The 24,267-nt window shown below is 60.4% G+C and carries 17 protein-coding genes; 9 read left to right on the top strand and 8 right to left on the bottom strand.

Annotation, left to right across the window (positions count from 1 at the left end; genetic code table 11):
- Positions 1-3: 3 nt before the first annotated feature.
- The 5 genes from HDF09_RS12605 to HDF09_RS12585 form a co-directional block, all read right to left on the bottom strand.
- Positions 4-345, bottom strand: coding sequence for a hypothetical protein (locus HDF09_RS12605; protein ID WP_183766752.1), 342 nt, complete (start codon positions 343-345; stop codon positions 4-6).
- Positions 346-450: 105 nt separating this feature from the next.
- On the bottom strand, positions 451-1,629 hold the full coding sequence (locus HDF09_RS12600) for a thiolase family protein (protein WP_183766750.1): 1,179 nt from the start codon (positions 1,627-1,629) through the stop codon (positions 451-453).
- Positions 1,630-1,755: 126 nt separating this feature from the next.
- Entirely contained in the window at positions 1,756-4,275 is a 2,520-nt protein-coding gene (locus HDF09_RS12595; RefSeq protein WP_183766748.1) for a 3-hydroxyacyl-CoA dehydrogenase/enoyl-CoA hydratase family protein, read from the bottom strand.
- Between the two features lie 304 nt (positions 4,276-4,579).
- Positions 4,580-5,833, bottom strand: coding sequence for a glycoside hydrolase family 88/105 protein (locus tag HDF09_RS12590; protein ID WP_260181275.1), 1,254 nt, complete (start codon positions 5,831-5,833; stop codon positions 4,580-4,582).
- Between the two features lies 1 nt (position 5,834).
- Positions 5,835-7,007, bottom strand: a complete 1,173-nt coding sequence (locus HDF09_RS12585) for an ROK family transcriptional regulator (RefSeq protein ID WP_183766746.1) — start codon at positions 7,005-7,007, stop codon at positions 5,835-5,837.
- Positions 7,008-7,266: 259 nt separating this feature from the next.
- Between HDF09_RS12585 and HDF09_RS12580 the strand changes: the two genes are divergently transcribed.
- The 6 genes from HDF09_RS12580 (at position 7,267) to HDF09_RS12555 (ending at position 17,853) form a co-directional block, all read left to right on the top strand.
- Positions 7,267-9,810 carry a glycoside hydrolase family 2 TIM barrel-domain containing protein gene (locus tag HDF09_RS12580; RefSeq protein ID WP_183766744.1) on the top strand — a complete coding sequence of 848 codons (2,544 nt, stop codon included), beginning with the start codon at positions 7,267-7,269 and terminating at the stop codon, positions 9,808-9,810.
- A gap of 113 nt (positions 9,811-9,923) precedes the next feature.
- The gene (locus tag HDF09_RS12575; RefSeq protein WP_183766742.1) at positions 9,924-10,565 is read left to right on the top strand and encodes a lysozyme family protein; all 642 of its coding nucleotides are present in this window, start codon (positions 9,924-9,926) and stop codon (positions 10,563-10,565) included.
- Between the two features lie 59 nt (positions 10,566-10,624).
- On the top strand, positions 10,625-12,181 hold the full coding sequence (locus tag HDF09_RS12570) for a M16 family metallopeptidase (protein WP_260181273.1): 1,557 nt from the start codon (positions 10,625-10,627) through the stop codon (positions 12,179-12,181).
- A 104-nt stretch (positions 12,182-12,285) separates the two neighbouring features.
- Positions 12,286-13,989 carry a M16 family metallopeptidase gene (locus tag HDF09_RS12565; RefSeq protein WP_311719414.1) on the top strand — a complete coding sequence of 568 codons (1,704 nt, stop codon included), beginning with the start codon at positions 12,286-12,288 and terminating at the stop codon, positions 13,987-13,989.
- Positions 13,990-14,221: 232 nt separating this feature from the next.
- Complete coding sequence (locus tag HDF09_RS12560; protein ID WP_183766740.1) at positions 14,222-16,246, top strand: glutaminase family protein; 2,025 nt, start codon at positions 14,222-14,224, stop codon at positions 16,244-16,246.
- Positions 16,247-16,314: 68 nt separating this feature from the next.
- Positions 16,315-17,853, top strand: a complete 1,539-nt coding sequence (locus tag HDF09_RS12555) for a pyridoxal phosphate-dependent decarboxylase family protein (protein ID WP_183766738.1) — start codon at positions 16,315-16,317, stop codon at positions 17,851-17,853.
- A gap of 143 nt (positions 17,854-17,996) precedes the next feature.
- Here HDF09_RS12555 and HDF09_RS12550 read toward each other — a convergent pair whose 3' ends face one another.
- Together HDF09_RS12550 and HDF09_RS12545 are read right to left on the bottom strand one after the other, a co-directional pair.
- Positions 17,997-18,869: a CPBP family intramembrane glutamic endopeptidase gene (locus HDF09_RS12550; RefSeq protein ID WP_183766736.1), complete on the bottom strand. Its 873-nt coding sequence runs from the start codon at positions 18,867-18,869 to the stop codon at positions 17,997-17,999.
- Positions 18,870-19,051: 182 nt separating this feature from the next.
- Positions 19,052-19,318 carry a hypothetical protein gene (locus HDF09_RS12545; protein WP_183766734.1) on the bottom strand — a complete coding sequence of 89 codons (267 nt, stop codon included), beginning with the start codon at positions 19,316-19,318 and terminating at the stop codon, positions 19,052-19,054.
- Positions 19,319-19,583: 265 nt separating this feature from the next.
- On the opposite strand from HDF09_RS12545, the gene glmU reads away from it, so the two are divergent.
- A complete protein-coding gene (gene glmU / locus HDF09_RS12540; RefSeq protein WP_183766732.1) occupies positions 19,584-21,005 on the top strand; it encodes a bifunctional UDP-N-acetylglucosamine diphosphorylase/glucosamine-1-phosphate N-acetyltransferase GlmU in 1,422 nt (473 codons plus the stop codon).
- 235 nt (positions 21,006-21,240) lie between these two features.
- Here glmU and HDF09_RS12535 read toward each other — a convergent pair whose 3' ends face one another.
- The gene (locus tag HDF09_RS12535; protein WP_183766730.1) at positions 21,241-21,765 is read right to left on the bottom strand and encodes a DinB family protein; all 525 of its coding nucleotides are present in this window, start codon (positions 21,763-21,765) and stop codon (positions 21,241-21,243) included.
- A 366-nt stretch (positions 21,766-22,131) separates the two neighbouring features.
- On the opposite strand from HDF09_RS12535, the gene HDF09_RS12530 reads away from it, so the two are divergent.
- Positions 22,132-23,250: an HD domain-containing phosphohydrolase gene (locus HDF09_RS12530; RefSeq protein WP_183766728.1), complete on the top strand. Its 1,119-nt coding sequence runs from the start codon at positions 22,132-22,134 to the stop codon at positions 23,248-23,250.
- 68 nt (positions 23,251-23,318) lie between these two features.
- The gene (locus HDF09_RS12525) at positions 23,319-23,609 is read left to right on the top strand and encodes a 4a-hydroxytetrahydrobiopterin dehydratase (protein WP_183766726.1); all 291 of its coding nucleotides are present in this window, start codon (positions 23,319-23,321) and stop codon (positions 23,607-23,609) included.
- The last annotated feature ends 658 nt before the right edge of the window (positions 23,610-24,267 follow it).

Raw genomic sequence — 24,267 nt, 5'->3', positions numbered from 1 at the left:
GAACTATTCCACTTCAGCGATCAAATCTTCAGGTGCGGCTGCCTTCCATCGAACAACACAATGTTGCCCCTTCCAGCGAAACGTCTGCAGCTGGGCTTCTGCCAGCGATACCGGCGGTTGTTCCACGGTAATCCACCGTTCATGCTCTACGCCGTCCGAGACATACTTCGCCAGAATTGAAACTTGGTAGAGCGCCGTTCTGCCACCTTTGGCATAGCTCACGGTCCGTATCTCTTCGGAGTGAACCTCTTCGACGATAGCTGTGGCGCACTTCCAGTGTTGTTGAATCTCTTGATGGTGCCGGTGTTTGACAAAGAAACCTACTGCGACAACCACCGCAATCACAGCTACATATCCACTCACCACTCGAATCTGACGCCAATCACTCCGGCCCGCTGGACGCAATCGGTTCCAGGCTCTTCGATCCGACTTGGAGTACGTACGCATTCTCTAATTCATAGCCTCATAGATACCAGCCGCTCCCATCCCGCCCCCAACACACATCGTCACAATCCCATACTTCACCTTCCGCCGAGCCATCTCCCGCAGCAGCGTAGCCGTCAACTTTGCCCCGGTGCAACCAAGCGGATGCCCAAGCGCAATCGCGCCGCCATTCACATTCACCTTCGCCGGATCGATGCCCAGCACCTTCAACACCGCCAGCGACTGTGCCGCAAACGCCTCGTTCAACTCAAAGAGATCAATATCCTCAACCGAAAGCCCAGCCATCTTCAACACCTTGGGAATCGCATGGATCGGCCCAATCCCCATCTCCTCCGGATCACACCCCGCGTAAGCGAACGCAAGAAACTTACCCATCGGCTTGATGCCAAGCTGCGCCGCACGGTCGGCCGACATCACCACCGCCGCCGCCGCTCCATCCGACGTCTGGCTGGAGTTTCCCGCTGTCACCGTTCCCTTCGCATGAAACACTGGCTTCAGCTTCGCCAGCGCCTCAAGCGACGTATCGGCACGCGGCCCCTCATCCTGCTTGAACATCGACTCGGTCGTCTTCGCCTTCTTCCCATTTGGCACAGTATTTGTAACCGTCACCGAAACAATCTCATCCTCGAACTTCCCAGCCGCAATCGCAGCCAGAGCCTTCTGATGGCTCTCATACGAAAACTGATCCATCTGCTCGCGAGTGATCCCATAGTGAGTCGCCACCCGCTCCGCAGTCAGCCCCATCGACATATACGACCCCGGATAGTTCTCTACCAGCCACGGGTTCACCGAGATCTTGTTGCCGCCGAACGGCACATACGACATGCTCTCCGTGCCACCCGCAACAATGCAATCCGCAGACCCGCCGCGAATCCTGTCCGCAGCCAGCGCAATCGACTGCAACCCCGAAGCGCAATAGCGATTGATCGTCATCCCCGCAGTCGTAACCGGCAACCCCGCACGGAAGCTGGCAACCTTCGCCACATTCATCCCCTGCTCTGCCTCAGGCATCGCACAGCCCAGAATCACATCCTCAATCTCCGCCTTATCAAGCTGCGGAATACGTTCCAACGCACCAGAGATTGCAAAGGCAGCCAGATCATCCGGCCGCGTGCTACGAAGAGTGCCGCGAGGAGCCTTCCCAACGGCGGTCCGAACAGCAGAGGCGATAATGACGTCTTTCATAACCACTAACTCCCGACTTCTGTCTCCGAATCTACTCCGAAGACCGTATATAAACCTATAGATGAACCTATCTATAAGTAGATAAACCTATCGTTAACTTGCAAACCCAGCAGCGAACAGGAACTGCTAATTCCGCAAAGGCTTGCCCGTCTTCAACGTAAACGCAATTCGCTCCTGCGTCTTCTTCTCTCCACACAACGACAGAAAAGCCTCGCGCTCCAGATCCAGCAGATACTGCTCCGTCACCGGCGTCCCCGGCGTAACCTTGCCCCCGCACAGCGCATACGCGACCCAGTTCGCAATCTTCGCATCATGATCGGAGATGTACTGCCCCTCCCGCATCGTCCACACCGCCAACTTCAGCGTAGCCAGCGCATTCTCCCCAGCAGCCGCGATGTCGGTACGCGGCGCAGGCGCACTGTAACCAGCATCGGCGATCGCGCGAGCCTTCGTCTTCGCATCCGTCAACAGCCGTTCGCGATTCATCGTAATGCTGTCCGACGGCTTGAAGAATCCAAACGAACGAGCCTCCGCTGCACTGGTCGAGACCTTCGCCATCGCAATCGTCTCGAAGTTCTTCTTCAGCGCCTCAAAGATTTCCACGCCCTCACCACGAGCATCCGGACGAATGCTCGACCCCGCCTCCACCGACCGAATCGTCATCTCCTTGCAGCCGCCGCCGCCAGGAATCAACCCCACCCCAGCCTCCACCAGACCCATATACAACTCCGAGTGCGGCTGACGCGCAGCCCCATGAAGCGAAATCTCCACGCCCCCGCCCAGGCACATTCCATAGGGCGCAACCACCAACGGCCGCGAACAGAACTTGATCGCCTGCGTCATATTCTGGAACGCGCGCACCGCCATCTCCACCTCGTCCCACTCCTCCTCCTGAATCCCCAGAAGAAGTTGCATCAGGTTCGCGCCAACCGAAAAATTCGCAGAGTCCCCCGTGATAACAAAAGCCTCGAAGTCGCCAACAATATCGCTCGAAGGCTTCAGCGTCTGCGTAATCAGATTCACGATGTCATCGCCCAGCGCGTTCATCTTCGAGTGCAACTCAATCGCAGCCACACCATCCCCCAGATCGATGACGGACGCGCCCGGATTCTTTTTCACCACCCCATTCGCCTTCTTGATCACCCCCAGCGAGGTCACTCCCTCCGCCGTCACAACCGGCTTGTACTCCCCGCTGACAGGATCGAAGAACAACCGTCCCGAAGCGACCGAAGCATCATCCTTGTACCACGTAGGATTCGACTCCCCATGCTTCTCCGCATAAGCCAGCAGCTTCTCCACGTTCGCCGAAACCGGCGCACCCGCAGCGCGCATCTTCTCCGTCGTAGCGCGCACACCCGCAGCATCGAACATCTCAAACGGACCAAGCTCCCAGTTGAACCCCGTCTTCATCGCCTGGTCGATCTCAACGATGTTGTCCGCAATCTCCGGCACCCGGTTCGCACTGTACGTAAACAGCTCCGTCAGCAGCGGCCAGTAAAACGCAGCCGCCTTATCCTTCGTCGCATCCGCATGCAACAGCTGCGCAATTCGAGCAGGCGTCGACTCCACATTCTTCGCCATCTCGATCGCCTGAAACTTCGGCCGCGTGCTCGGCTTATAGTCCAGCGTCTGCCAGTCCAGAACATGCCGCAGATCGCGCCCCTCCGCGTCTTTGCCTTCCTTCTTGTAAAAGCCCTGCTTCGTCTTATCCCCGAGCCACTTCCTCTCGAGCATCGTGCCGATGAATGGCGCCAGCGTAACCTCGGCACGCTCATCCTTGATCTTCGCCGCCTGCGCGGAAAAGTTCGTCGCCACATGCGCCAGCACATCCACGCCAACCATATCGCCCAACCGGAACGTCCCCGTCTTCGGCCAGCCCAGCGCAGAGCCGGTCAACGTATCGACCTCTTCAATCGTCAGCCCCTGCCCCTGCATCAACCGAATCGCATTTCCCATCGAAAACGTGCCGATACGATTCGCAATAAAGTTCGGCGTATCGTGCGAGTGAACAATCGCCTTCCCCAGCCGCAGATCGCAGAAGTGTTCCACCGCCGCAATATCCGCCGGGTCCGTATCCGGAGTCTGAATCACCTCAAGCAGCCGCATATACCGCGGCGGATTGAAGAAGTGCGTCCCAAACCAATGGCGCCGCAGCTCCATCGGCATCCCTTCCACGATCTTGTGAATCGGCAACCCGCTCGTATTGCTAGTAAGTATCGAGTCCTTGCGCCGATGTTGCTGCACCTTCTCCAGCAGCGCCCGCTTGATCTCAAGATTCTCCGCCACCACCTCGATGATCCAGTCGCAATCCGCAATCAAAGCCAGATCGTCCTCGAAGTTGCCAATCGTGATCAGCCGCGCACTCTCCACCGCATAAAATGCCGCAGGCTTCGACTTCTTCAACCCATCCATCGCCGCCAGCACAAACTTGTTCCGCTCCTGCTTCGGAGCACCAGCGTCGATGCCCGGCGGAACAATATCCAGCAGAACCACCGGCAACCCAGCATTGGCAATGTGCGCCGCGATACGCGACCCCATGGTCCCCGCGCCAAGCACAGCAACCTTGTTGATCTGTCTGTGATCCCGGGACGGGCTAGGCTTTGCCGAACTCTGCGGCGTGGGTGCTTCGATAGTGCTGGAAGGCATGGTCAAAGGCTCCGGCGGGCAGGAATACCCGAACGATGCGAAGCATACTGAATGACCATTCAGTCCGTCAAGTAAACAGTCTTTCAATTTGGTAAATCATTCATTGCAAAGAGGTAGCCAACATCTGGAAGCTAGTGCCTTCACGAGCCAATCCCTTACCACCAGGCCAGCCACTGCGACAACTCCAGCTCTCACGGAAGTCATGCTTTTGCTGTCATCCTGAGCGGAGCGAAGGATCCCGACGAACTCCGTCCCGCCCAAACCGCTCGTCCCTTTCCACCCTGCCGCTACTGTCCAATACCGCCTAGCGCTTCGATGCAGCCAGCCGATGCATCTCCGAGCCCGCCATCAGGAACCCGCCCACACCATACACATAGCTCGCCGAAGGCTTGAACTTGCCCGGCTGCCCATCAATCGGCTGAATCGAACCCAGCCGCCCATCCGCATAGATGTGCCCCAGCATTCCCTTCCACGACCTCTCCACCACCGGAAGGTAAGTCTTGCGATCAAGAATCTTCTCATTGATCCCATACGCCATCGCATACGTAAAGAACGCCGACCCCGACACCTCCGGCAGATCGTAAGACTCCGGATCCAGCAGCCCCGACCGCCACAAGCCATCCGGACTCTGAATCGCCGCTAGCCTCTCCGCCATCTCGCGAAACTGCGCCACGTACTTCGGCCGCGAAGGATAGTCCGCCGGCATAATCCGCAGCACATTCACCAGCGCACCCATCACCCAGCCATTGCCGCGCGACCAGAAGATCGGCTTGCCGTTCTCCTGTTTCTTCGTGAAGTACCGGCTGTCGCGAAAGTAAAGATGCTCCTCCGGGCTGTAGAGGCTCCCCGACGTACGCCACCACTCACGATCCATATAGTCCAGATACTTCCGGTCCTTCGTAATCGCATACATCCGCGAAAGCACAGGAGGCGACATGAACAGCGCATCGCACCACCACCACAGCAGCTTGTCAGGATCATCCTCCCGCACAATCAGACGATCCATAATCGCCTTCGTATCCGCCATCCGCACCGGCTGCGTATCGTCGCGATAGAGATCCAGATAAGCCTGCCCCAGAGCCTGATCATCGGCGTGAGGAAACCGCGCATCGAGCAGCGTCCACTCCGATCGCTCCGCCAGATGCAGCACCGCATCGCGATACTTCGGATCGCCGGTCGTCTTCGAAGCCGCCAGCAGCCCATCGTAGAGCGCCGCAAACGTCCACTGCTTATTGAAGTGCGGCTCTGCGTAAACAACCTGCCAGTCCGCAACCTTCTTTATCGCCGCATCGATCGCCTTCGGCTTCAACTCCGCCGAGAGTCCCGTCGCCAGCGGCCCCGGATCATCCGGCGCATCTCCCGCCGCGTTCCCGTCCACCGGTACAACCTTCGCCGCAGGAGCCACCGGAGCACTCTGCGCAAACACACTCATCGAACCAGCACTGACAAGTGCACCCAGAACAAGGCCACACGAAGTTCTTGCCACCAATCGAGCCCGCGAAACCCCACCAGTACCCCGCAACCGAAGCACCCCAAAATCCGAAAGAAACATCGTCATCCTAAACCAGGCTCCCATTCATCACCAGCGCCACCGCACTGCGCAGCCGCGCCGTATTTCCTTCAAACGCCGGCCGCAGCCGCGGCGCCTTCGAAAGAGCATTCTGTTTCAGCTCCGCCTCAACAATCGGCCCGAACAGATACCACGCAGCCGTAATATCCCCAACCACCACAATCTCGCTCGGTGCCAGCGCATTCGCAATCATCCTCAGCCCCCGCCCAAGAAACAAAGACATCTTCTCCAGCGCCTTGACCGCATGCACATCATGCGACTGCGCCATCTTCACCAGCGCCGCAAACGTAGGCGGCGCACTCGCCCCACTCATCTCCTCGTAGTAGCGCAGCCCAGCGCGATTCGAGCTGACCGTCTCCCAGCACCCTCGTCCCCCGCAGCCACACCGCGGCCCGTTCATCTCCATCTGCACATGGCCAAACTCTCCCGCCATGCCGTTCGCCCCACGCAACACCTGTCCATTCGCAAAGATCCCCGTCCCAATGCCCTCCGAGACGTTCACCACCACCAGATCATGCAGGCCATCGCTATCGCCGAACCACACCTCCGACAGCGCGCACGCATTCGCAACGTTATCCATCTCAACCCGCAGCCCCGTAGCCTTCTGAATCCGCGACTTGATACTCGAGATCGGCCACTTCAGGTTCGGCGCAAAGATCGGCTCATCCCTCAACGGATCGGCGCGTCCCGGCAGGCTGATCCCAATCCCGTCAAACGACTTATCGCTATGCGCCGCCATCAGCTTGCGAATCGCCGCAATAATCGGCTGAATCGCCTTCTTCGGATCCTCCGGCAACTCCACCACATTCTGCGCCACAATCTTGCCGCCAAGATCGGTCACCGCAACCGTCGTCTGCGACGGATGAATATCCAGCGCAATCACTACACGTTGATGATTCAGCTCCAGAAACGTCGGCCTGCGTCCCCGCGGTGGCCGCCCCGTCGAGCCCTCCAGAATCCACCGCTCCTTAATCAGGTCCTCCACAATCAGCGACACCGTGCTCCTCTGCAAGCCCGAGACGCGAGCAAGATCGGCACGCGAGAGCGGCTGCCGTGTGCGAACCAGATTGAAGACAAGGTTCCGGTTGATCTGGCGTGGCGTTTTGTTCGACGCGCTCTGCCTGCGGGTAAAGGTAAATCGAGTCGATTGCGTGGTGGGCATTGTTTAGCTTTCGTGTCTCATAAAATCAATGGGCGAATCCATATCAAACCATATCAAGTGGGCAAACTCGAACGCCGCACTGTCGTTCCTATCCATCGCGAGCCGCCGTTTGCTTGACATCTTTCGCGACGAGTCTTTATATCACTGGAGGTCAACCATTTTGTAGATACTTTGAATTATTGTTTCGCAAACGATACAAATAGCCCGGAATTTCCATTAAAACGTATGTCAGGCGTCCAAGAGGAGAGCCACAACCACGATGTACTCGCGACGAAACTTCCTGAAGACTAGCGCGACCGCAGTCGCAGCCTCGTGGCTCCCTGCTCTCCCGCTACAAGCCTCCATCGCCACCCTCGGCAACCCCGCCAACTCCAACGCCAACCCACCCCACTTGCGTCGCCTCAGCGAAGGATGGGAGTTCCTCCAGGGCTCTCTCGGCAGCCCATGGGAGGCATGGCACAGCGAAGAGGTCGCCGTCTGGCAGCCCATCGCCATGCCCCACTGCTTCAACGCCTACGACGGCTGCGACCCCGACGTCCCCTACTATCGTGGCAACGGCTGGTATCGCACCCACGTCCCCATCGCCAATCCCTTCACAAATGGACGAACCCTCCTTCACTTCGAAGGAGCCGGCCAGACCACCACTGTCTATGTAGGAGAAAAATCAGCGGGAAAACACACCGGAGGCTACGACGAGTTCGTCTTCGACATCACCGACCTACTACCCGACGCGTCCCAGGCAACAGATCCCACCGCAGCCCAGGCAAAATCAAAGACAAAGAAACCCTCAGGCGTCCCCATCTCCGTCCTCTGCGACAACTCCCGCGATCAGGACCGCATGCCCTCCGACTTCAGCGACTTCAGCCTCTACGGAGGCCTGTACCGTCACGTAAATCTCGTCTACGTCCCAGCTGTCTCCCTCGAAACGATCCACATCCGCACCGATCTACCCACACCACAAAGCCCCGCGAAGATCACGATCCTCGGCTCCCTGCACAATCCATCCGCTTCCACTACAACAATCAATCTCTCCCTCGAAGTCGTCGACGCAAAAGGCACCTCAGTCCATCAATCAGCCCACAAGCTCCCACCCTGGCAGGACACAGCCGAACTCACCACCTTCACCCTCGCAAAGCCCCAGCTATGGAGCCCCACCGACCCACAGCTCTACGAGTGCCGCATCACCCTCCACACCCCAGACGCCGACTACACCGCGCGCGAGACTTTTGGCATTCGCCACACCGAGTTCGTCCCCCACGGCCCCTTCAGACTCAACGGCGAGCGTCTCCTCCTCCGCGGTACCCATCGTCACGAAGACCACGCAGGCTACGCCGCCGCCATGCCCGACGACCTCATCGACCAGGAGATGCAGCTCATCAAGGACATGGGCGTCAACTTCATCCGTCTCGCCCACTACCAGCAGTCCCGCCGCGTCCTCGAGCACTGCGACCGCCTCGGCATCCTCGTCTGGGAGGAGATCCCCTGGTGCCGCGCCGGCATCGGCAACGACATCTTCCAGGAGATGGGTCGCCGCACCCTCCGCAACATGATCGCCCAGCACTACAACCACCCCAGCATCCTCCTCTGGGGCCTCGGCAACGAAGACGACTGGCCCACCGAATACCCCGAAGTCAATCAGCAGGCCATCCGCGACTACCTGCAGCAGCTCAACACCCTCTCCCACCAACTCGACCCCTCCCGCCTCACCACCATCCGCCGCTGCGACTTCGCCCGCGACATCCCCGACGTCTACTCGCCCTCCATCTGGGCCGGCTGGTATCGCGGAGCCTACACCGAGTATCAGAAGACCCTCGAGACCGAACGCGACCGCGTCAACCATCTCTTCCACGCCGAGTGGGGCGCCGACAGCCACGCCGGCCGCCACTCCGAAGACCCCGACAAAGTCCTCGGCAAAATTGTAACCGGTAAAGGCACAGATGAGCGCGGCATGGATTACCTCCTCACGGGCGGCCAGACCCGCGTCTCCAAAGACGGCGACTGGTCCGAGACCTACGCCTGCAACCTCTTCGACTGGTACCTCAAAACCCAGGAGACCCTCCCCTGGCTCACCGGCTCTGCCCAGTGGATCTTCAAGGACTTCACCACTCCCCTCCGCGTAGAGAACCCCATCCCCCGCATCAACCAGAAGGGCCTCATCGAGCGCGACATGACGAAGAAGGAGAGCTACTTCGTCTTCCAGTCCTACTGGACCGAGTCCCCCATGGCCCACATCTACGGCCACACCTGGCCCATTCGCTGGGGCGCAGAAGGCGAACAGAAGATGGTCAAGGTCTACTCCAACTGCGACACCGCCGAACTCTTCGTCAACGGCAAATCCGGCGGCACAAAGCACCGTAACAGCCAGGACTTCCCCGCCGCCGGCCTCCGCTGGATGACTCCCTTCGCCACCGGCAAAAACACATTGCGCGTAGTAGCCACCAAAAACGGCAAAACCGTCACCGACGAGATCACCTTCCTCTACCAGACCGAAACCTGGGGCACCCCCACCGAACTAAAGCTCACCGAAAAATCGCGTAGCCAAATCGACGGCAAAGAGGCAGTCACAGTAGAAGCAAAACTCTACGACACAAAAGGCATCCTCTGTCTCGACGCCCGCACGCGTCTGCGCTTCACCATCGCCGGCCTCGGCACCCTCATCGACAACCGCGGCACCACGAAAGCCTCACGGGTCGTAGAGATGTCCAACGGCCGCGCCGAAATCACCCTCCTCCGCAACAACAGCAACTCCATAGTAGCCGTCACCGCCGACAAACTACCCACAGCCTTCTGCAACATCACGTAAACCGCCACCCACCGATGTCGTCATCCTCAGCGAAGCGAAGGATCCCCGTATTTGTCTTCCGCCTTCGCCTTCGCAAAATCGCAATTCAAGCCACCCATGCTAGCCTGAAAATCGTGGCGACCTACATAGAGCAATCGCTAACAAAACTAAAAGAGTTCGAAGGCTGCATCCCGTGGATGTACCGCGACACAGTCGGCAAAGTCACCGTCGGCGTCGGCCTCATGCTCCCCGACGCCAAAGCCGCTGAATCCCTCCCCTTCGTCCTCGGCTCCCACCCCGCCACACCGCAAGAGATCGCCGCCGAGTACACCCGCGTCAACTCCCTCCCTCAGGCCCGAGCCGCCACCTTCTACAAATCCCCCAGCAGCCTCGAACTCCCCCAGCAGACCATCGACGCGAAACTAACCGCCGTCCTCCACGGCTTCGAAACCGACCTCCGCACCCACCTCCCCCACTACGACACCCTCCCCGACCCCGTAAAGCTCGCCCTCCTCGACATGACCTACAACCTCGGCCCCGCCGGCCTCTTCAAAGACTTCCCCCATCTCATCGCCGCCGTCCAGTCCGGCTCCTGGGCCGAAGCCGCAGCCCGATGTCTGCGCCGAGGCCCCAGCGCCGCCCGCAACAACTGGACCCGCGAGCAGTTCCTCTCCGCCATCGTCACCACAATCAAGGCCGAGGCCGAAACCCTCCTGAAGCGAATCTGGCGTCTCATACGTCAAACTTGGAACGCCTTATTCGGCCCCAGGCAATAGAGCCCGGCCCCGGGCTTCGATATAGTGGACTCTTGACTCACAAAGTCTGCGGAGGGCTTTTGGTAAAGGTAAAAAGTAGCATCGCCCCAATCGCGATGGTCCTCGCATGTGCCATCGCTCTAGCCGTCACAGCAAAAGCGCAGGACCTCGCAAGCTTCGAAAAGCGCACCACCGTCAAAGTTCTGCCCAACGGCCTCACCCTCATCCTCTGCGAGCGCCCCGAAGCCCCCGTCTTCAGCTTCTACACCCTCGTCGACGCAGGCTCCGCCGACGATCCCGACGGCGCCAGCGGCATCGCCCACATGTTCGAGCACATGGCCTTCAAGGGCACCACCGAGATCGGCACCACCGACTACCCCGCCGAAAAGATCGCCCTCGCCAAAGTCGAGATCGCCTACGCAGCCTACGACGCGGAGTACCGCAAACGCGTAGGCCAGAACACCGAAAAGCTTGCCCAGCTCCTCAAAGCCTTCCAGGACGCCCAGGCCGAAGCGCAGAAGTACGTCATCCCCAACCAGTTCTCCCAGATCGCCGAAGAGAATGGAGCCGTTGGCATCAACGCCAACACCACCGAAGACTCCACCCAGTACTTCTGGAGCATGCCCTCCAACCGCCTCGAGCTCTGGGCCTACCTCGAAAGCCAGCGCATCGCCCATCCCGTCGAGCGCGAGTTCTACAAGGAGCGCAACGTCGTCCAGGAAGAGCGCCGCACACGCGTTGACTCCTCCCCCGTCGGCCGCATGGTCGAAGAGTTCCTCGCCAGCGCCTACGTCGCCCACCCCTATCGCCGCCCAGGCGTAGGTTGGGAGAGCGAGATCAGCCAGGTCTCCGCCACCGAAGCCACCACCTTCCACGAAAAATACTACGTCCCCGCCAACATCGTCATCGCCGTCGTAGGCGACCTCAAAGCCTCCGAGACCATGCCCGTCCTCGAGCGCTACTTCGCCCCCATCCCCGCCGCCCCACGACCCGAGCCCATGACCACCGTCGAGCCGCCCCAGGTCGCCGAAAAATCCGTCATCATCCGCGAAGCCACCCAGCCCTTCTACATCGAGGGCTACCACCGCCCCGACTACCTCGACCCCGACGACTCCGCCTACGACGCCATCTCCGACATCTTCTCCAACGGCCGCACCGCCCGCCTCTATCGCTCTCTCGTCCGCGACCACTCCATCGCTGCCGAGGCGCAAGGCTTCAGCGGCTTCCCCGGCGACAAGTACCCCGGCCTCTTCGCCGTCTACGCCGTCCCCCTCCCCGGCCACACGCCCGACGAGATGCGCGCCGCAATTCACAAAGAACTCGACCGCCTCAAGAACGAAGACGTCACCGACGCCGAGCTCGAACGCTTCAAGACCCGCTCCCGCGCCGACCTCCTCCGCGGCCTCGCCGACAACGAAGGCCTCGCCCACGAACTGGCCGAGTACCAAACCCGCTTCGGCGACTGGCGCGAGCTCTTCAACCAGCTCCATAAGATCGACGCCGTCAACAAAGCCGACATCCGCCGCGTCGCCAACAAGATCTTCACCGACAGCAACCGAACCAGCGCACGAATCGAATTCGTCCCACCCCAACACAAAGCCCCTCAGGCCCAACCAACCGCCGGAGGCGCACAGTGAACCGTCTTTTTTGGTTGTCATTCCGCAGCGTAGCGGAAGAATCTGCTGTTGCCTTTGCAACCGCACCAGTCCTCTCACACAAGACTCCCCATAAACAGAGAACAGTGCCGACCCTAAAGTTCCTCGCGACCGAAGTCGCACAGCCTCACCGCACACCATTGAAATTTCTTTCATTACCCCAGCAAAAAATCGTCATCTCGACCGAAGCCGCGCGGCCTCATCGCGCGGCGCAGTGGAGAGACCCCCGTATTTCGTCTTTGCTCCTGTCGTTGCCGGCTCTCAATCCACGTCGGCGAAAATTAGCAGCCAGCCCTCAGTTCTTCGACAGACTTTCAAAGCTAGCCTTCACCGTCGTCGTCTCTTCGTTGCTGCTGACTACCCTCGCTGCCTCTGCCCAAACCGCACCAGCAGCAGCCCCCACACAAGTCCAGCCGTGGAAGCAGATCCCCATCCCCCCGCTTCCCGCCTTCAAACCCGCCCAACCCCACCGCATCGAACTCGAAAACGGAGTAGTCCTCTTCCTCCAGGAAGACCACGAACTCCCCTTCATCAACGGCACCATCCTCATCCGCGGAGGCAGCCGCGACGAGCCCAACGCCAAAGTCGGCCTCACCTCCCTCTACGGCCAAACCTGGCGCACCAGCGGCACGGCCACCATCGACGGCGACGCGCTCGACGACGTCCTCGAAGCCAAAGCCGCCTCCATCGAAACCAGCGGCGGCACCGCCTCCACCTCCATGGCCTGGACCAGCCTCAAAGCCGACTTCGACACCGTCTTCGCCTCCGCCATCGACCTCCTCCTCCACCCCACCTTCAAAGACGACAAGCTCCAGCTCGCCCGGCAGCAGCTCGAAACCGGCATCGCCCGCCGCAACGACGACGCCAACGGCATCGCCTCCCGCGAAGCCGCAAAGATCGCCTACGGCCCCCACAACCCCTACGCCCGCGAGCTCGAATACGCCACCGTCGACGCCGTCACCCTCGACGACCTCAACGCCTGGCACACCCACACCGTCGTCGGCAGCAACCTCATCGTCGCCCTCTCAGGCGACTTCGACCCCGTCGCCATGGAAGCCAAACTCCGCGCCGCCTTCGCCCCCATCCCTCGCGGCCAGCGCTTCCAATCCTTCAAAGCCACCTTCACCGACCCCAAACCCAACGTCAACTTCGTCTCCAAAGATGACGTCAACCAATCCAACGTCATCATCGTCGGCCTCGGCACCGAGCGCAGCAACCCTGACTACTACGCCCTCTCCGTCATGAACCAGGTCTTCTCCGGCGGCTTCGGCTCCCGCGTCGTCCAGGACGTCCGCACCAAACTCGGCCTCGCCTACTCCGTCGAAGGCAACTACGGCGCCTCCTACGATCACCCCGGCATCTTCGTCGTAGAAGCCGCCACCAAGAGCGCCACCACCGTAGCCGCAACCAAGGCTCTCCTCGCAGAGATCAACCGCCTCAAGACCGAACCACCCACCCCTGCCGAGCTCAGCAAGGCCAAAGATCAGGTCCTCAACTCCTTCGTCTTCCACTACGACTCGCCCGACAAAACGCTAGGCGAGCAAGTCACCCTCGCCTTCTACGGCTACCCTGCCGACACGCTCGAGAAGTACAAATCCGGCATCGAAAAAGTCACCTCCGCCGACGTCTCCCGCGTAGCCAACAAGTACATCGACACCAACAAACTCGCCGTCATAGTAGTAGGCAACGAGTCGCAAATCACACCGTCGCTAGCCACACTAGGACTAGGCACCGTAAAGAATCTCGACATCACGATCCCACCCCCACCCAACGGCAAGCCAGCCGAATAACCAAACTCCATCTTGCGACCAACGGGAGCACCAAGCGAAGCGGTATACAAGTCACGAAGTGACCGCCCCGCGCGCAGTGGGCCCGTCCGGCAGGACAAAAGCAAGCAGTTCCTAATCGAGTTCTTAGCAACAGCCCCTCCAAGGACCACGATGGCGCTATCCTTGAAAAGCGTCATCGTCCCGGAGGTTCGTCATAAAAAACTCGCGCGCGTTCCTGCTAAGTGCTGCCTCGTTGCTTCTCACCACTCTCCCTCTCGCATCCCAGCAACGCCCTCCAGCAACGCCGCTCATCACGCACGACCCCTACTTCAGCCTCTGGTCCACCACCGACAACCTCACCGACTCCGACACCACCCACTGGACCGGCGCCCCGCAGCCCATCACTGGCATCGTCCGCATCGACGGCAAGCCCTTCCGTTTCCTCGGCCACACCCCCGACGCCGTCCCCGCCGCGCAGCAAACAGCGCACACCATTACCCCAACCCACACCACCTACGAGTTCCGCCAGAACGGCGTCACCCTCCACCTCGTCTTCTTCAGCCCCGCCATCCTCAGCGACCTCGACGTCCTCTCGCGCCCCGTAACCTACCTCAGCTGGACAGCCGAATCCACCGACGCCACACCACATCAAGTCTCTGTCCTCCTGGACGTAGATCCCGTCATAGCCGTCAACGACCGCAGCCAGCAGATCAACTCCTTCCGCAATCAAACCTCCACCCTCAACGTCCTCTCCAGCGGCTCGCAAGACCAGAAGATCCTCAACCGCTCCGGCGACGATCTCCGCATCGACTGGGGCTACTTCCATCTAGCCGTCCCGAAGGACGCCAACTACAAAACCTACCTCGCACCACACGCAGCCACCGCCTTCGCCGCCACCGGCCAACTCCCCACCACCGACGCAATGGACATGCCCGAGCGCGCCAACCACTCCGCCTCCGCCCTCGCAACCACCATCGACTTCGGCTCCGTCACCACTCAGCCCGTCACCCGCCACATCCTCCTCTCCTACACCGACGACTACGCCATCCAATATCTCCAGCGCAATCTCCGCTCCTACTGGCAGCGCAACAACATGCCCGTAGAGCAGATGCTCGATCTCGCCGAAGAGCAATACCCCGCCCTCGAAGCCCGCGGCGAAGCCTTCGACAAAGAACTCACCGCCGACCTCATCAAAGTTGGTGGCGAGCACTACGCCTACATCGCCATCCTCTCCTACCGCCAGGCCATCGCCGCGCACAAGCTCGTAGCCGACGCCAACGGCGACCCCATGCTCTTCGCCAAGGAGAACTTCTCCAACGGCTGCATCGCCACCGTCGACGTCCTCTACCCCTCCGCCCCCTTCTTCCTCTTCTTCAACCCGAAGCTCCTCGAAGCCCAGCTTCTCCCCGTCCTCGAATATTCCTCACTAGCCCGCTGGAAGTTCCCCTTCTCCCCCCACGATCTCGGCCAATACCCACTCGCCAACGGACAGGTCTACGGCGGCGGCGAAAAAACCGAAGAAGACCAGATGCCCGTCGAAGAGAGCGGCAACATGCTCATCCTCGTCGACGCCGTCGCCCGCGCCGAAGGCTCTCCCCAACTCGCCCAGCGCTACTGGCCCCAGCTCACCAAGTGGGCCGAGTACCTCAACCTCCACGGCCTCGACCCCGAAACCCAGCTCACCACCGACGACTTCGCCGGCCACGTCGCCCACAACGCCAACCTCTCCCTCAAAGCCATCGACGCCCTCGCCGCCTACGCCGACCTAGCCCATCTCCTCAAGCAAGAGGCCGTCGCAAAACAATATCAATCCACCGCAAAGGAGATGGCCGCAAAGTGGATCACCATGGCCAAAGAAGGCGACCACTACAAGCTCGCCTTCAACAGCCCCAATACCTGGAGCCAGAAGTACAACCTCGTCTGGGACAAGCTCCTCGACTACAACCTCTTCCCCAACAGCGTCCGCGACAGCGAGGTGGCCTTCTACCTCACCAGGCTCAACCTCTACGGCCTCCCACTCGACAGCCGCGCCGACTACACCAAGCTCGACTGGTCCCTCTGGACCGCAACCCTCGCCTCCAACTCCGACCAGTTCAACGCCATCGTCGACCCCATCTACCGCTGGACCAACGAAACCCCAACCCGCGTCCCCCTCACCGACTGGTACGACACCAAAACCGGCAAACAAGTAGGCTTCCAGGCCCGCAGCGTAGTCGGCGGCGTCTTCATCAAAGCCCTCTCCGACAAACAACTCACCACCAAATGGCGCTCCAAATAGCCCACTCCAAAATCGAGCACCCACCTCGCGGCCAGAGATTTTAGTACCATTCCCGTGAGGTTCCCCTCATGCCTGATGACAACAGCGAGGCGAAGCACGTCAGCAACGCGAAGCACAACAGCGAGTCAAAGCGCGTCTCTCCCCTGACGATGGACTCTCAGCAGTTCCGAGAGGCCGGCCATCAACTCATCGACCAGATCGCCGCGTTTCTGGACACGCTACCCCATCAGCGCGTCACCCCCGCAGAATCCCCAACCGTAGTCCGGCAAGCCCTTCAAGCAGATCGTCCCCTCAGCGACCGTGGCCAAGAGCCCGCGCTCCTACTCAACCGAGCCGCCAGCCTCCTCTTCGAGCACTCTCTCTTCAACGGCCATCCCCGCTTCTGGGGATACATCACCTCCTCCGCCGCACCCATCGGAGCCCTCGGCGACCTCCTCGCCGCCGCAGTCAACCCCAACGTAGGAGCCTGGCTCCTCTCTCCCGTCGCCAGCGAGATCGAAGCCCAGACCATCCGCTGGATCGCCGACCTCCTTCACTACCCCACCGACTGCGGAGGCATCTTCGTCAGCGGCGGCAACATGGCCAATCACGTCTGCTTCCTCGCCGCGCGTCAGGCCAAGGCGAACTGGGATCTCCGCACCGCAGGACTAAACGGCGTCCCCCTCCGCCTCTACTGTTCGAAGGAGACTCACACCTGGATCCAAAAGTCCGCCGACCTCTCCGGCCTCGGCACCGACGCCATCCGCTGGATCTCCACCAACGATCAACTTCAGATGGACGCAACCGAACTCAGAGAGCAGATCCGCCGCGACCTCGCCGCAGGCGAGCGACCCTTCCTCGTCATCGGAACCGCCGGCTCCGTCAGCACCGGCGCCATCGACCCGCTGCCCGAACTCGCTGCCATCTGTCGCGAGTTCGATCTCTGGTTTCACGTCGACGGCGCCTACGGTGCTCTCGCCGCTCTCCTGCCCGACGCTCCCAGCGCTCTCTCCGCGCTCAAACTCGCAGACTCCATCGCAGTCGATCCGCACAAGTGGTTGTACGCGCCCCTTGAAGCTGGCTGCGCCCTCGTCCGCAATCCCGACAAGCTCCGCGACGCCTTCGCCTATCACCCGCCCTACTATCACTTCGGAACCGAGGCCATCAACTACTTCGATCTCGGCCCGCAGAACTCGCGCGGCTTTCGAGCACTCAAAGTCTGGCTCGCCCTGCAGCAGGCCGGCCGCGAAGGCTACATCCAGATGCTCTCCGACGACATCAGCCTCGCCCAAACGCTCTTTCAACTGGTCAAGCAACACCCCGCCCTCGAAGCCCTCACCCACTCGCTCAGCATCACCACCTTTCGCTACGCCCCACCCGGCCTCACCCTTCGCGACGAGAGAACCCAGACCTACCTCAACGATCTCAATCGAGAGCTCCTCACTCGTCTACAAAACAGCGGCGAAGTTTATCTCTCCAACGCCGTCATCAACGGAAAGTTCGCTCTGCGCGTCTGCATCGTCAACTTCCGCACCACCCTCGCCGACATCCAGGCCCTGCTACCCCTCGTCACAAAAATGGGCCACGACCTCGACACCGAGCTGCGCCCTCAACACCTCGCGCCTTAGGGCAAAGTATTAGAGCAAAGCAGCAATTGGCATAGAGTGGATCAGGTTGGAGTGCATGACCGAAGTCTCCGAAAACATGACATCGCAGGAATGCCAGCCGTACCGGTAAACAGAAGCGCGTTTCTCAGGACTGATCCCTTTAACTATCGTGGCTCATCTGTCGCGGCAGGGGAAAAGCCTTCACGTAGACGGCCACGCGAAACGAGGACTGTTGCTGCTACGACGACGGTGACCGCTAACCCAACCCCGAATTCTGTGGTGATGTACTTTGCCCAACCGACAGGAGCCGTCAGCGGATCAAATAGGCTCTGAATAAACGTGTTGTGGGTGGCGTGTAGAAGAACACAGGGCCACAGGCTGCCCGAGCGCAGTCTAAGGTAGCCCATGAGGTAGGCGTTCGCGGTCACCATGATCGTGAAGCAGGCGAGGAAGAAGATGGGCTTTGTGACCGGCCTGAAGTCGGTCCAGAGGAGTTCCGGAAAGTGCCACACGGCCCAGATCAACCCTGAGATCAAGCAGGCGCCATGGAAGCCGAACCGCTGCTGCAGCCGGGGAAACAGGAACCCGCGCCATCCGAGTTCCTCGCCGAGCGACCACACCGCTTCGAAGACAACGCCGACGGTAAACAACAGCGGCAGCGCCACGCCAAACGTCCCGAAGGCGGGCCAGCGGGCCAATCCATAAGGCTCTACCATCGAGGCTTCGAAGCTCTTGAGGGTGAAGGAGCCGCGAACGACCAGCCAGGTGAGCAGGTACACCGGCGTGGCGTAGAGCAGCGGCAGAAAATACGCGAGCCTGAGAAAGCGTCGTGCCGGCCAACTCCAGCCCAGAGTTCCGAGAGGGATGCGAAGCAGCAGGCAGGTGCACAGTGCAGCGGCGCCAGGACACCACACAATGAACTGCGCGAGTGTCGACGTTAAGCGATGGCTGTGAACGTCGAGGGCGTAGGTGCATCCGCTAAAGACACCAAGAAAAAACAGGAAGATCGATAACGGTCGCTGTTGCGGGACTCTCATAAACGCTCTCCCCGTAGATACGCTCACAAGTTAAGGTCGTTGTCGGAATTCTAGCTTACGACCTCTACGTCGCTATTTCGTGAAGTCAGGCCTCATAAGTCGGCTTATTGTCTCCGGGCTGAGGGTGACCATAAGCGTGTTTAGCGCAGTCACCGGTAGCAACTACCTCATGGCGCTTCGCCTTACTTCAACGCGAGGGGATGTTCCGATTCGACTCCGCTGAACGTGCTAACCGGGAACCGGCAGCCGGGGTGTCTTTGCAGGTGTTCAATGTGGGCTCGGGCTCCGTTGCTGGACTCTTTGAGCGCTTGCACCGGGCCGTGGCAATATTTGCAGCGCATGATCTCATCGCGTTCTGTGAGGGCTTCGTAGAGGGTGCATGGGAGCCAACGCCCACGCACCTTCACCTCGCACTCCGTCATCACCGGCGGTTTCTTCTTAGTAGCCACTGGTATATTTAGACGCCTCCTAACGGTGTGTCCGCATAATCTATTCCTACAGTTGAATCCAGAAACCATAGGTGAGTGCGCCTTAGAGCGGTGACGGTACACCGCGGGATCGGGAACGAGAAGTCGGCTTCTCGGTAGTGATGATCACCGTAGTTGCAGAAAACGGGGTTAGAGGTAACTTGGTTCCCCCGGATTTCAAACTGACCCACTACCAGACAACCCAACATCTTCCGGCAACAGACCCTCCATGAGACCATAGTCCTCTATGGACTCTAACGAATTCGCCATCGCCATCATGGCCGCCGGCAAAGGCACCCGCCTCAAGAGCAAGCACCCCAAAGTCCTCCACGAGATCGGCGGCCGCGCCCTCCTCCTCCACGTCATCGCCGCCGCCCAAACCGTCGTGCGAGCCGACCACATCTTCTGCATCATCGGCCACGAAGCCGACCGCGTGCGCACCGCCGTAGCCTCCACCGGCGTCCAGTTCGTCCTCCAGCCCGAGCAGCGCGGCACCGGCCACGCCCTCCAGATGCTCAAGGCCGACTTCAAGCTCTCCGGCAGGCCCATCCCGCAGCATCTCCTGGTCCTCTCCGGCGACGTCCCCCTCATCCGCCCCGAGACCATCGCCGCCCTCCGCGACACCCACCTCCGCGAGCACGCCGCCATGACCATCCTCACCGCCGTCCCAGCCGACCCCACCGGCTACGGCCGCGTCATTCGCAAGGATGCCGCGCACCCAGACGTCACCGCCATCGTCGAACAAAAATCCCTCCGCCCCGACCAGCTCACCGCACCCGAAATAAACTCCGGCATCTACTGCTTCGAGACCGCAGCCCTCTTCGCCCGCCTCGACGCCCTCACCACCAACAACGCCCACGGCGAGTTCTACCTCACCGACATCGCCGCCATGCTCGTCGCCGAAGGCAAACGCGTCGTAGCCATCAAAGCCGACTCGGTCGACGAGGTCCTCGGAGCCAACACCATCGCCGAGATGATGCACCTCGACGCCGCCATGCGCCTCGCCACCGCCCACCGTCTCATGGCCCAGGGCGTCACCATCTTCCGCCCCGACACCTGCGTCATCGACTCCACCGTCACCATCGGCCCCGACACCGTCATCGAGCCCTACGTCCAGCTCCTCGGCACCACCCACATCGGCAGCGACTCCCGCATCCGCTCCTACTCCGTCATCACCAACACCACCATCGGCGACAACGTCATGGTCCACCAGGGCTGCATCTTCGACAGCTCCGAGATCGCCGACAAAGCCATCCTCGGCCCCTACGCCCGCCTTCGTCCCGAGAGCCGCATCGGCGAAGCAGCCCACATCGGCAACTTCGTCGAAACCAAAAAGACCATCATCGGCAGAGGCTCCAAGGCCAACCACCTCAGCTACCTCGGCGACGCCGTCATCGGCGACGGCGTCAACATCGGCGCCGGAGCCATCACCTGCAACTACGACGGCGTCCACAAGCACCCCACCATCATCGGCGACGGCGCCTTCATCGGCTCCGACTCCACCCTCGTCGCCCCTGTCACCATCGGCGCAGGCTCTTACATAGCCGCCGGCAGCTGCATCACCGAAGAGGTCCCCGAGGGCGCACTAGCCCTGGGCCGCAGCCGCCAGACCACCAAACCCGGCTGGGTAGCCGCCCGCAAAACCGCCGCCAAACAAAACACCAACTGAGAAACTGTCCTGCCGGACGGGCCTCCTGCGCGGAGCGCGGTCACTTCGTGACGTGTATACCCCTTCGGTTGGCGCTCCCGTTGGTCGCGAAGGGATGTTGATTCCGACCAACGGGAGGACCACGCGAAGCTCTAAAAAGGCGTGCGAACGCCCGCCCCACGCGTAGTGGGCCCGTCCGGCAGGACACAGTCTTTAAACAGCACCTTCAAAAAAGCCATCCCGATCATTTGTGAGCTTATTTATGAGCCGGCTCCGACCACGGAGGCACCACACCCGACATCCGCGCATAGGCGATCAGCTGCCCCATATGTTCATTATCGTGAACCAGAATGCGCAGATACATCCCATCCACCGTCACCTCTTTCTTCATGATCGTGACCTTCCGTTGAAGATCCCCCGGCTTCAACTGCGCACGCGCCGTCTTCACCGCCTCCAGCGACCGCTTCAGAAAAGCAATCACGTCCGCCTTCGAGGTCACAGTCTTCTCCATATCCTCGGACTTGATGTCTGACGGCATCGGTGGACCAGTCACACTCAGCAGATAAAAGTTAGCCAGAGCGATATGCATATACACCTCGCTCGTCGACCTCACCCCAGGCGCAGGACGCCACGCAAACTTGTCCGCCGGCGTGGCCTCCGCCAGCGCCACCAGCTGCCGCGAGACATGAGCCCACTCGCCGTCGTAGCCCTCCCAAAGCCCCTCCATCTGAGCATGCAGTGCGGTAGTGCACATCACCACCAGAAGTAAAAGCGTCTTCATAAGTCCCTCCCTGTTCCACCTGTCAAAATCCATTCAAAATCATACAAGGACAAAATAAATCCGAAGATCGTGGCGTATTTTTCGCACCGCTCAAAGTGCACACCAAACACCACGATCCACCATGCAAACCACCACAATCTCACCACCAAATCACCACACCAAACTCGTGCCTTTTCCCAAAACCCCCTCAAAAAACACCCACAAACACAAGAAAACCACCCCATGGCCCGTATCAGGATTTTTTCCAGCAAAGCTTCCCCACCCCGAGCCTCATCCAGGAGCTCAAGCCGCCGATAAGGACACAAGAGAAGCCGCTCGCATCTAAATTCAGAAGACTGCAGCGTCCCTACGCGAAAGTATCCATCCATGACGCAGGAACGAATCCTTGTAGTTGACGACGAAGAGCCCGTACGATCGGTCGCCGCAGCTCTCCTCTCACGCAGCGGCTACTCCGTCACCACCGCCGAAGGCGCCGAAGCCGCCATCACCCGCCTCCAGCAGGACCCCGACTACGACCTCGTCCTCTCCGACGTTATGATGCCAGTCACCGACGGCCTCACCCTGCTCGACCACCTCTGCACCGACCACCCCGGCATCCCCGTCGTCATGTTCTCTGCCATCAACGACATCTACGTCGTCACCAGCGCCTTCCGCCGCGGCGCCGTCGACTATCTCCTCAAACCCTTCGAGCGCACCGACCTCGAAAGCGTCGTCCTGCGCGCCATCGAGCACGGCCGCCTCCGCAAACAGAACACCCTCTACCGCCACAACCTCGAAGCCATCGTCACCGCCAGAACCGGTCGCCTCCGCTCCACCATGCAGGACCTCGAGCGCAGCTACGACATCACCCTCGAAGCCATGGGCGATGCGCTTGATCTGCGCGACCAGGAGACCGAGGGCCACTCCCGCCGCGTCACCGCCTACACCAACGCGCTCGCCCACGCCATGGGCCTCGAATCCGAAGACCTGCGAATCATCGCCCGCGGAGCCTTCCTCCACGACATCGGCAAGATCGCCACGCCCGACGCCATCCTCCTCAAGCCCGGCCGCCTCACCCCCGATGAGACCGCCATCATGAAGCAGCACTGCGAGCGCGGCTACGAGATGGTCCGCAAAATCTCCTTCCTCCGCGAGGCTGCCGAGATCGTCTACGCCCATCAGGAGCAGTTCGACGGCGGCGGCTATCCACGCGGCCTGCGCGGCGAGGAGATCCCCCTCGGCGCCCGCATCTTCGCCATCGCCGACACCCTCGACGCCATGACCTCCGACCGCCCCTACCGCAAGGGAACAACCTTCGCCCAGGCCCGAGAAGAGATCACCCGTTGTGCCGGAACCCAGTTCGACCCGCAGATCGTCGAGGTCTTCCTCGGCCTGCCCGCCGAGACCTGGTCCCAACTGCGCACCGCAACCGAACTACGATTCTCCTCCCCCTCTTCGCCAGGCAGCAGCGCTCTCCCGGTTGCGCCGGACAAGCAACGCAGCTAGGATCGCAACTGGAATCGTAGCCAGGATCGTAGCTAAGATCGCAACTGGCAGGGCGAGGTGATTTCCCCATGAAGAAAGCCATGAATGCAGCCGAGATCGAAGCCGTTCTCAAGGCCCACCCCGAGTGGCATCTAAAGGGCGGCAAGCTGGTGCGCGAGTGGACCTTCAAGGACTTTCTCGAAGCGATGGCCTTCGTCAACCGAGTCGCTGTTCTGGCAGAGTCCGCAAACCACCACCCCGATATCGACATCCGCTACAACCAGGTAGTCCTAGGGCTGGTCTCTCACGATGCCGCCGGAATCACCCAGCGTGACGCCTCCATGGCCAGCCAGCTCAGCAAAGAGTTTCCTCCCGCATAAAACAGAGACTGTCCTGCCGGACGGGCCCACTGCGCGTGGGGCGGTCACTTCGTGATACGTATACCGGTCTGGGCAGCGCCAGCAGCATAGGGCCTCCCGCTGGTCGGGCGTCATCTCTTCCGACCAACGGGAGGATCAGCATCGTTCCCTAACCACAACAAGGTCCACACGCCACAAAGTGGCCGCCCCACGCGCAGTGGGCCCGTCCGGCAGGACAGCTTCTCGTAGAGAGTGCTGCAATAGAGGAGCCTCCCACACGACTCGTCATCTCGACCGAAGTCGCGCAGCCTTATCGCGCGACGCAGTGGATTGCGGCCACATCTCTCCGTTGCAGCGAACCGATTTCATTCTGCGGTATCCGTCAAGACCCACTTATTTTCCTTTATCTCCGCTTATTCCCTACCTTGACGCGAAAGTCACTCAGCCCAGCTAAAAACTGTATTTCATAGAGAGAATTTGAACCCGTATTTTTCATTGAGGAAAATATGTGGAAAAAGTAGAATTTTTTTATAAACCAATGATTACAGGTGTCTTATTCCAACAAACCGAGACGACCTAGCAAAAAAACCGGCCACAAAACCATCAAATTTCTATGATGGAACATATTTTCCTTTCTTTTCCTCCATATTGTGGTATCTTCATTTCAACGCGGCGTGAG

The sequence above is a fragment of the Edaphobacter lichenicola genome, assembly GCF_014201315.1.
GTDB lineage: Bacteria > Acidobacteriota > Terriglobia > Terriglobales > Acidobacteriaceae > Edaphobacter > Edaphobacter lichenicola_B.
This window is presented reverse-complemented; position numbering and strand designations above follow the sequence as displayed.

What these genes read in the sequence shown, in the direction of transcription:
- HDF09_RS12600 (WP_183766750.1), bottom strand. Translation starts at nt 1,629, where the DNA reads ATGAAAGACGTCATTATCGCCTCTGCTGTTCGGACCGCCGTTGGGAAG.
- HDF09_RS12595 (WP_183766748.1), bottom strand. Translation starts at nt 4,275, where the DNA reads ATGCCTTCCAGCACTATCGAAGCACCCACGCCGCAGAGTTCGGCAAAG.
- HDF09_RS12590 (WP_260181275.1), bottom strand. Translation starts at nt 5,833, where the DNA reads ATGACGATGTTTCTTTCGGATTTTGGGGTGCTTCGGTTGCGGGGTACT.
- HDF09_RS12585 (WP_183766746.1), bottom strand. Translation starts at nt 7,007, where the DNA reads ATGCCCACCACGCAATCGACTCGATTTACCTTTACCCGCAGGCAGAGC.
- HDF09_RS12580 (WP_183766744.1), top strand. Translation starts at nt 7,267, where the DNA reads ATGTACTCGCGACGAAACTTCCTGAAGACTAGCGCGACCGCAGTCGCA.
- HDF09_RS12555 (WP_183766738.1), top strand. Translation starts at nt 16,315, where the DNA reads ATGCCTGATGACAACAGCGAGGCGAAGCACGTCAGCAACGCGAAGCAC.
- HDF09_RS12550 (WP_183766736.1), bottom strand. Translation starts at nt 18,869, where the DNA reads ATGAGAGTCCCGCAACAGCGACCGTTATCGATCTTCCTGTTTTTTCTT.
- glmU (WP_183766732.1), top strand. Translation starts at nt 19,584, where the DNA reads ATGGACTCTAACGAATTCGCCATCGCCATCATGGCCGCCGGCAAAGGC.
- HDF09_RS12535 (WP_183766730.1), bottom strand. Translation starts at nt 21,765, where the DNA reads ATGAAGACGCTTTTACTTCTGGTGGTGATGTGCACTACCGCACTGCAT.
- HDF09_RS12530 (WP_183766728.1), top strand. Translation starts at nt 22,132, where the DNA reads ATGACGCAGGAACGAATCCTTGTAGTTGACGACGAAGAGCCCGTACGA.
- HDF09_RS12525 (WP_183766726.1), top strand. Translation starts at nt 23,319, where the DNA reads ATGAAGAAAGCCATGAATGCAGCCGAGATCGAAGCCGTTCTCAAGGCC.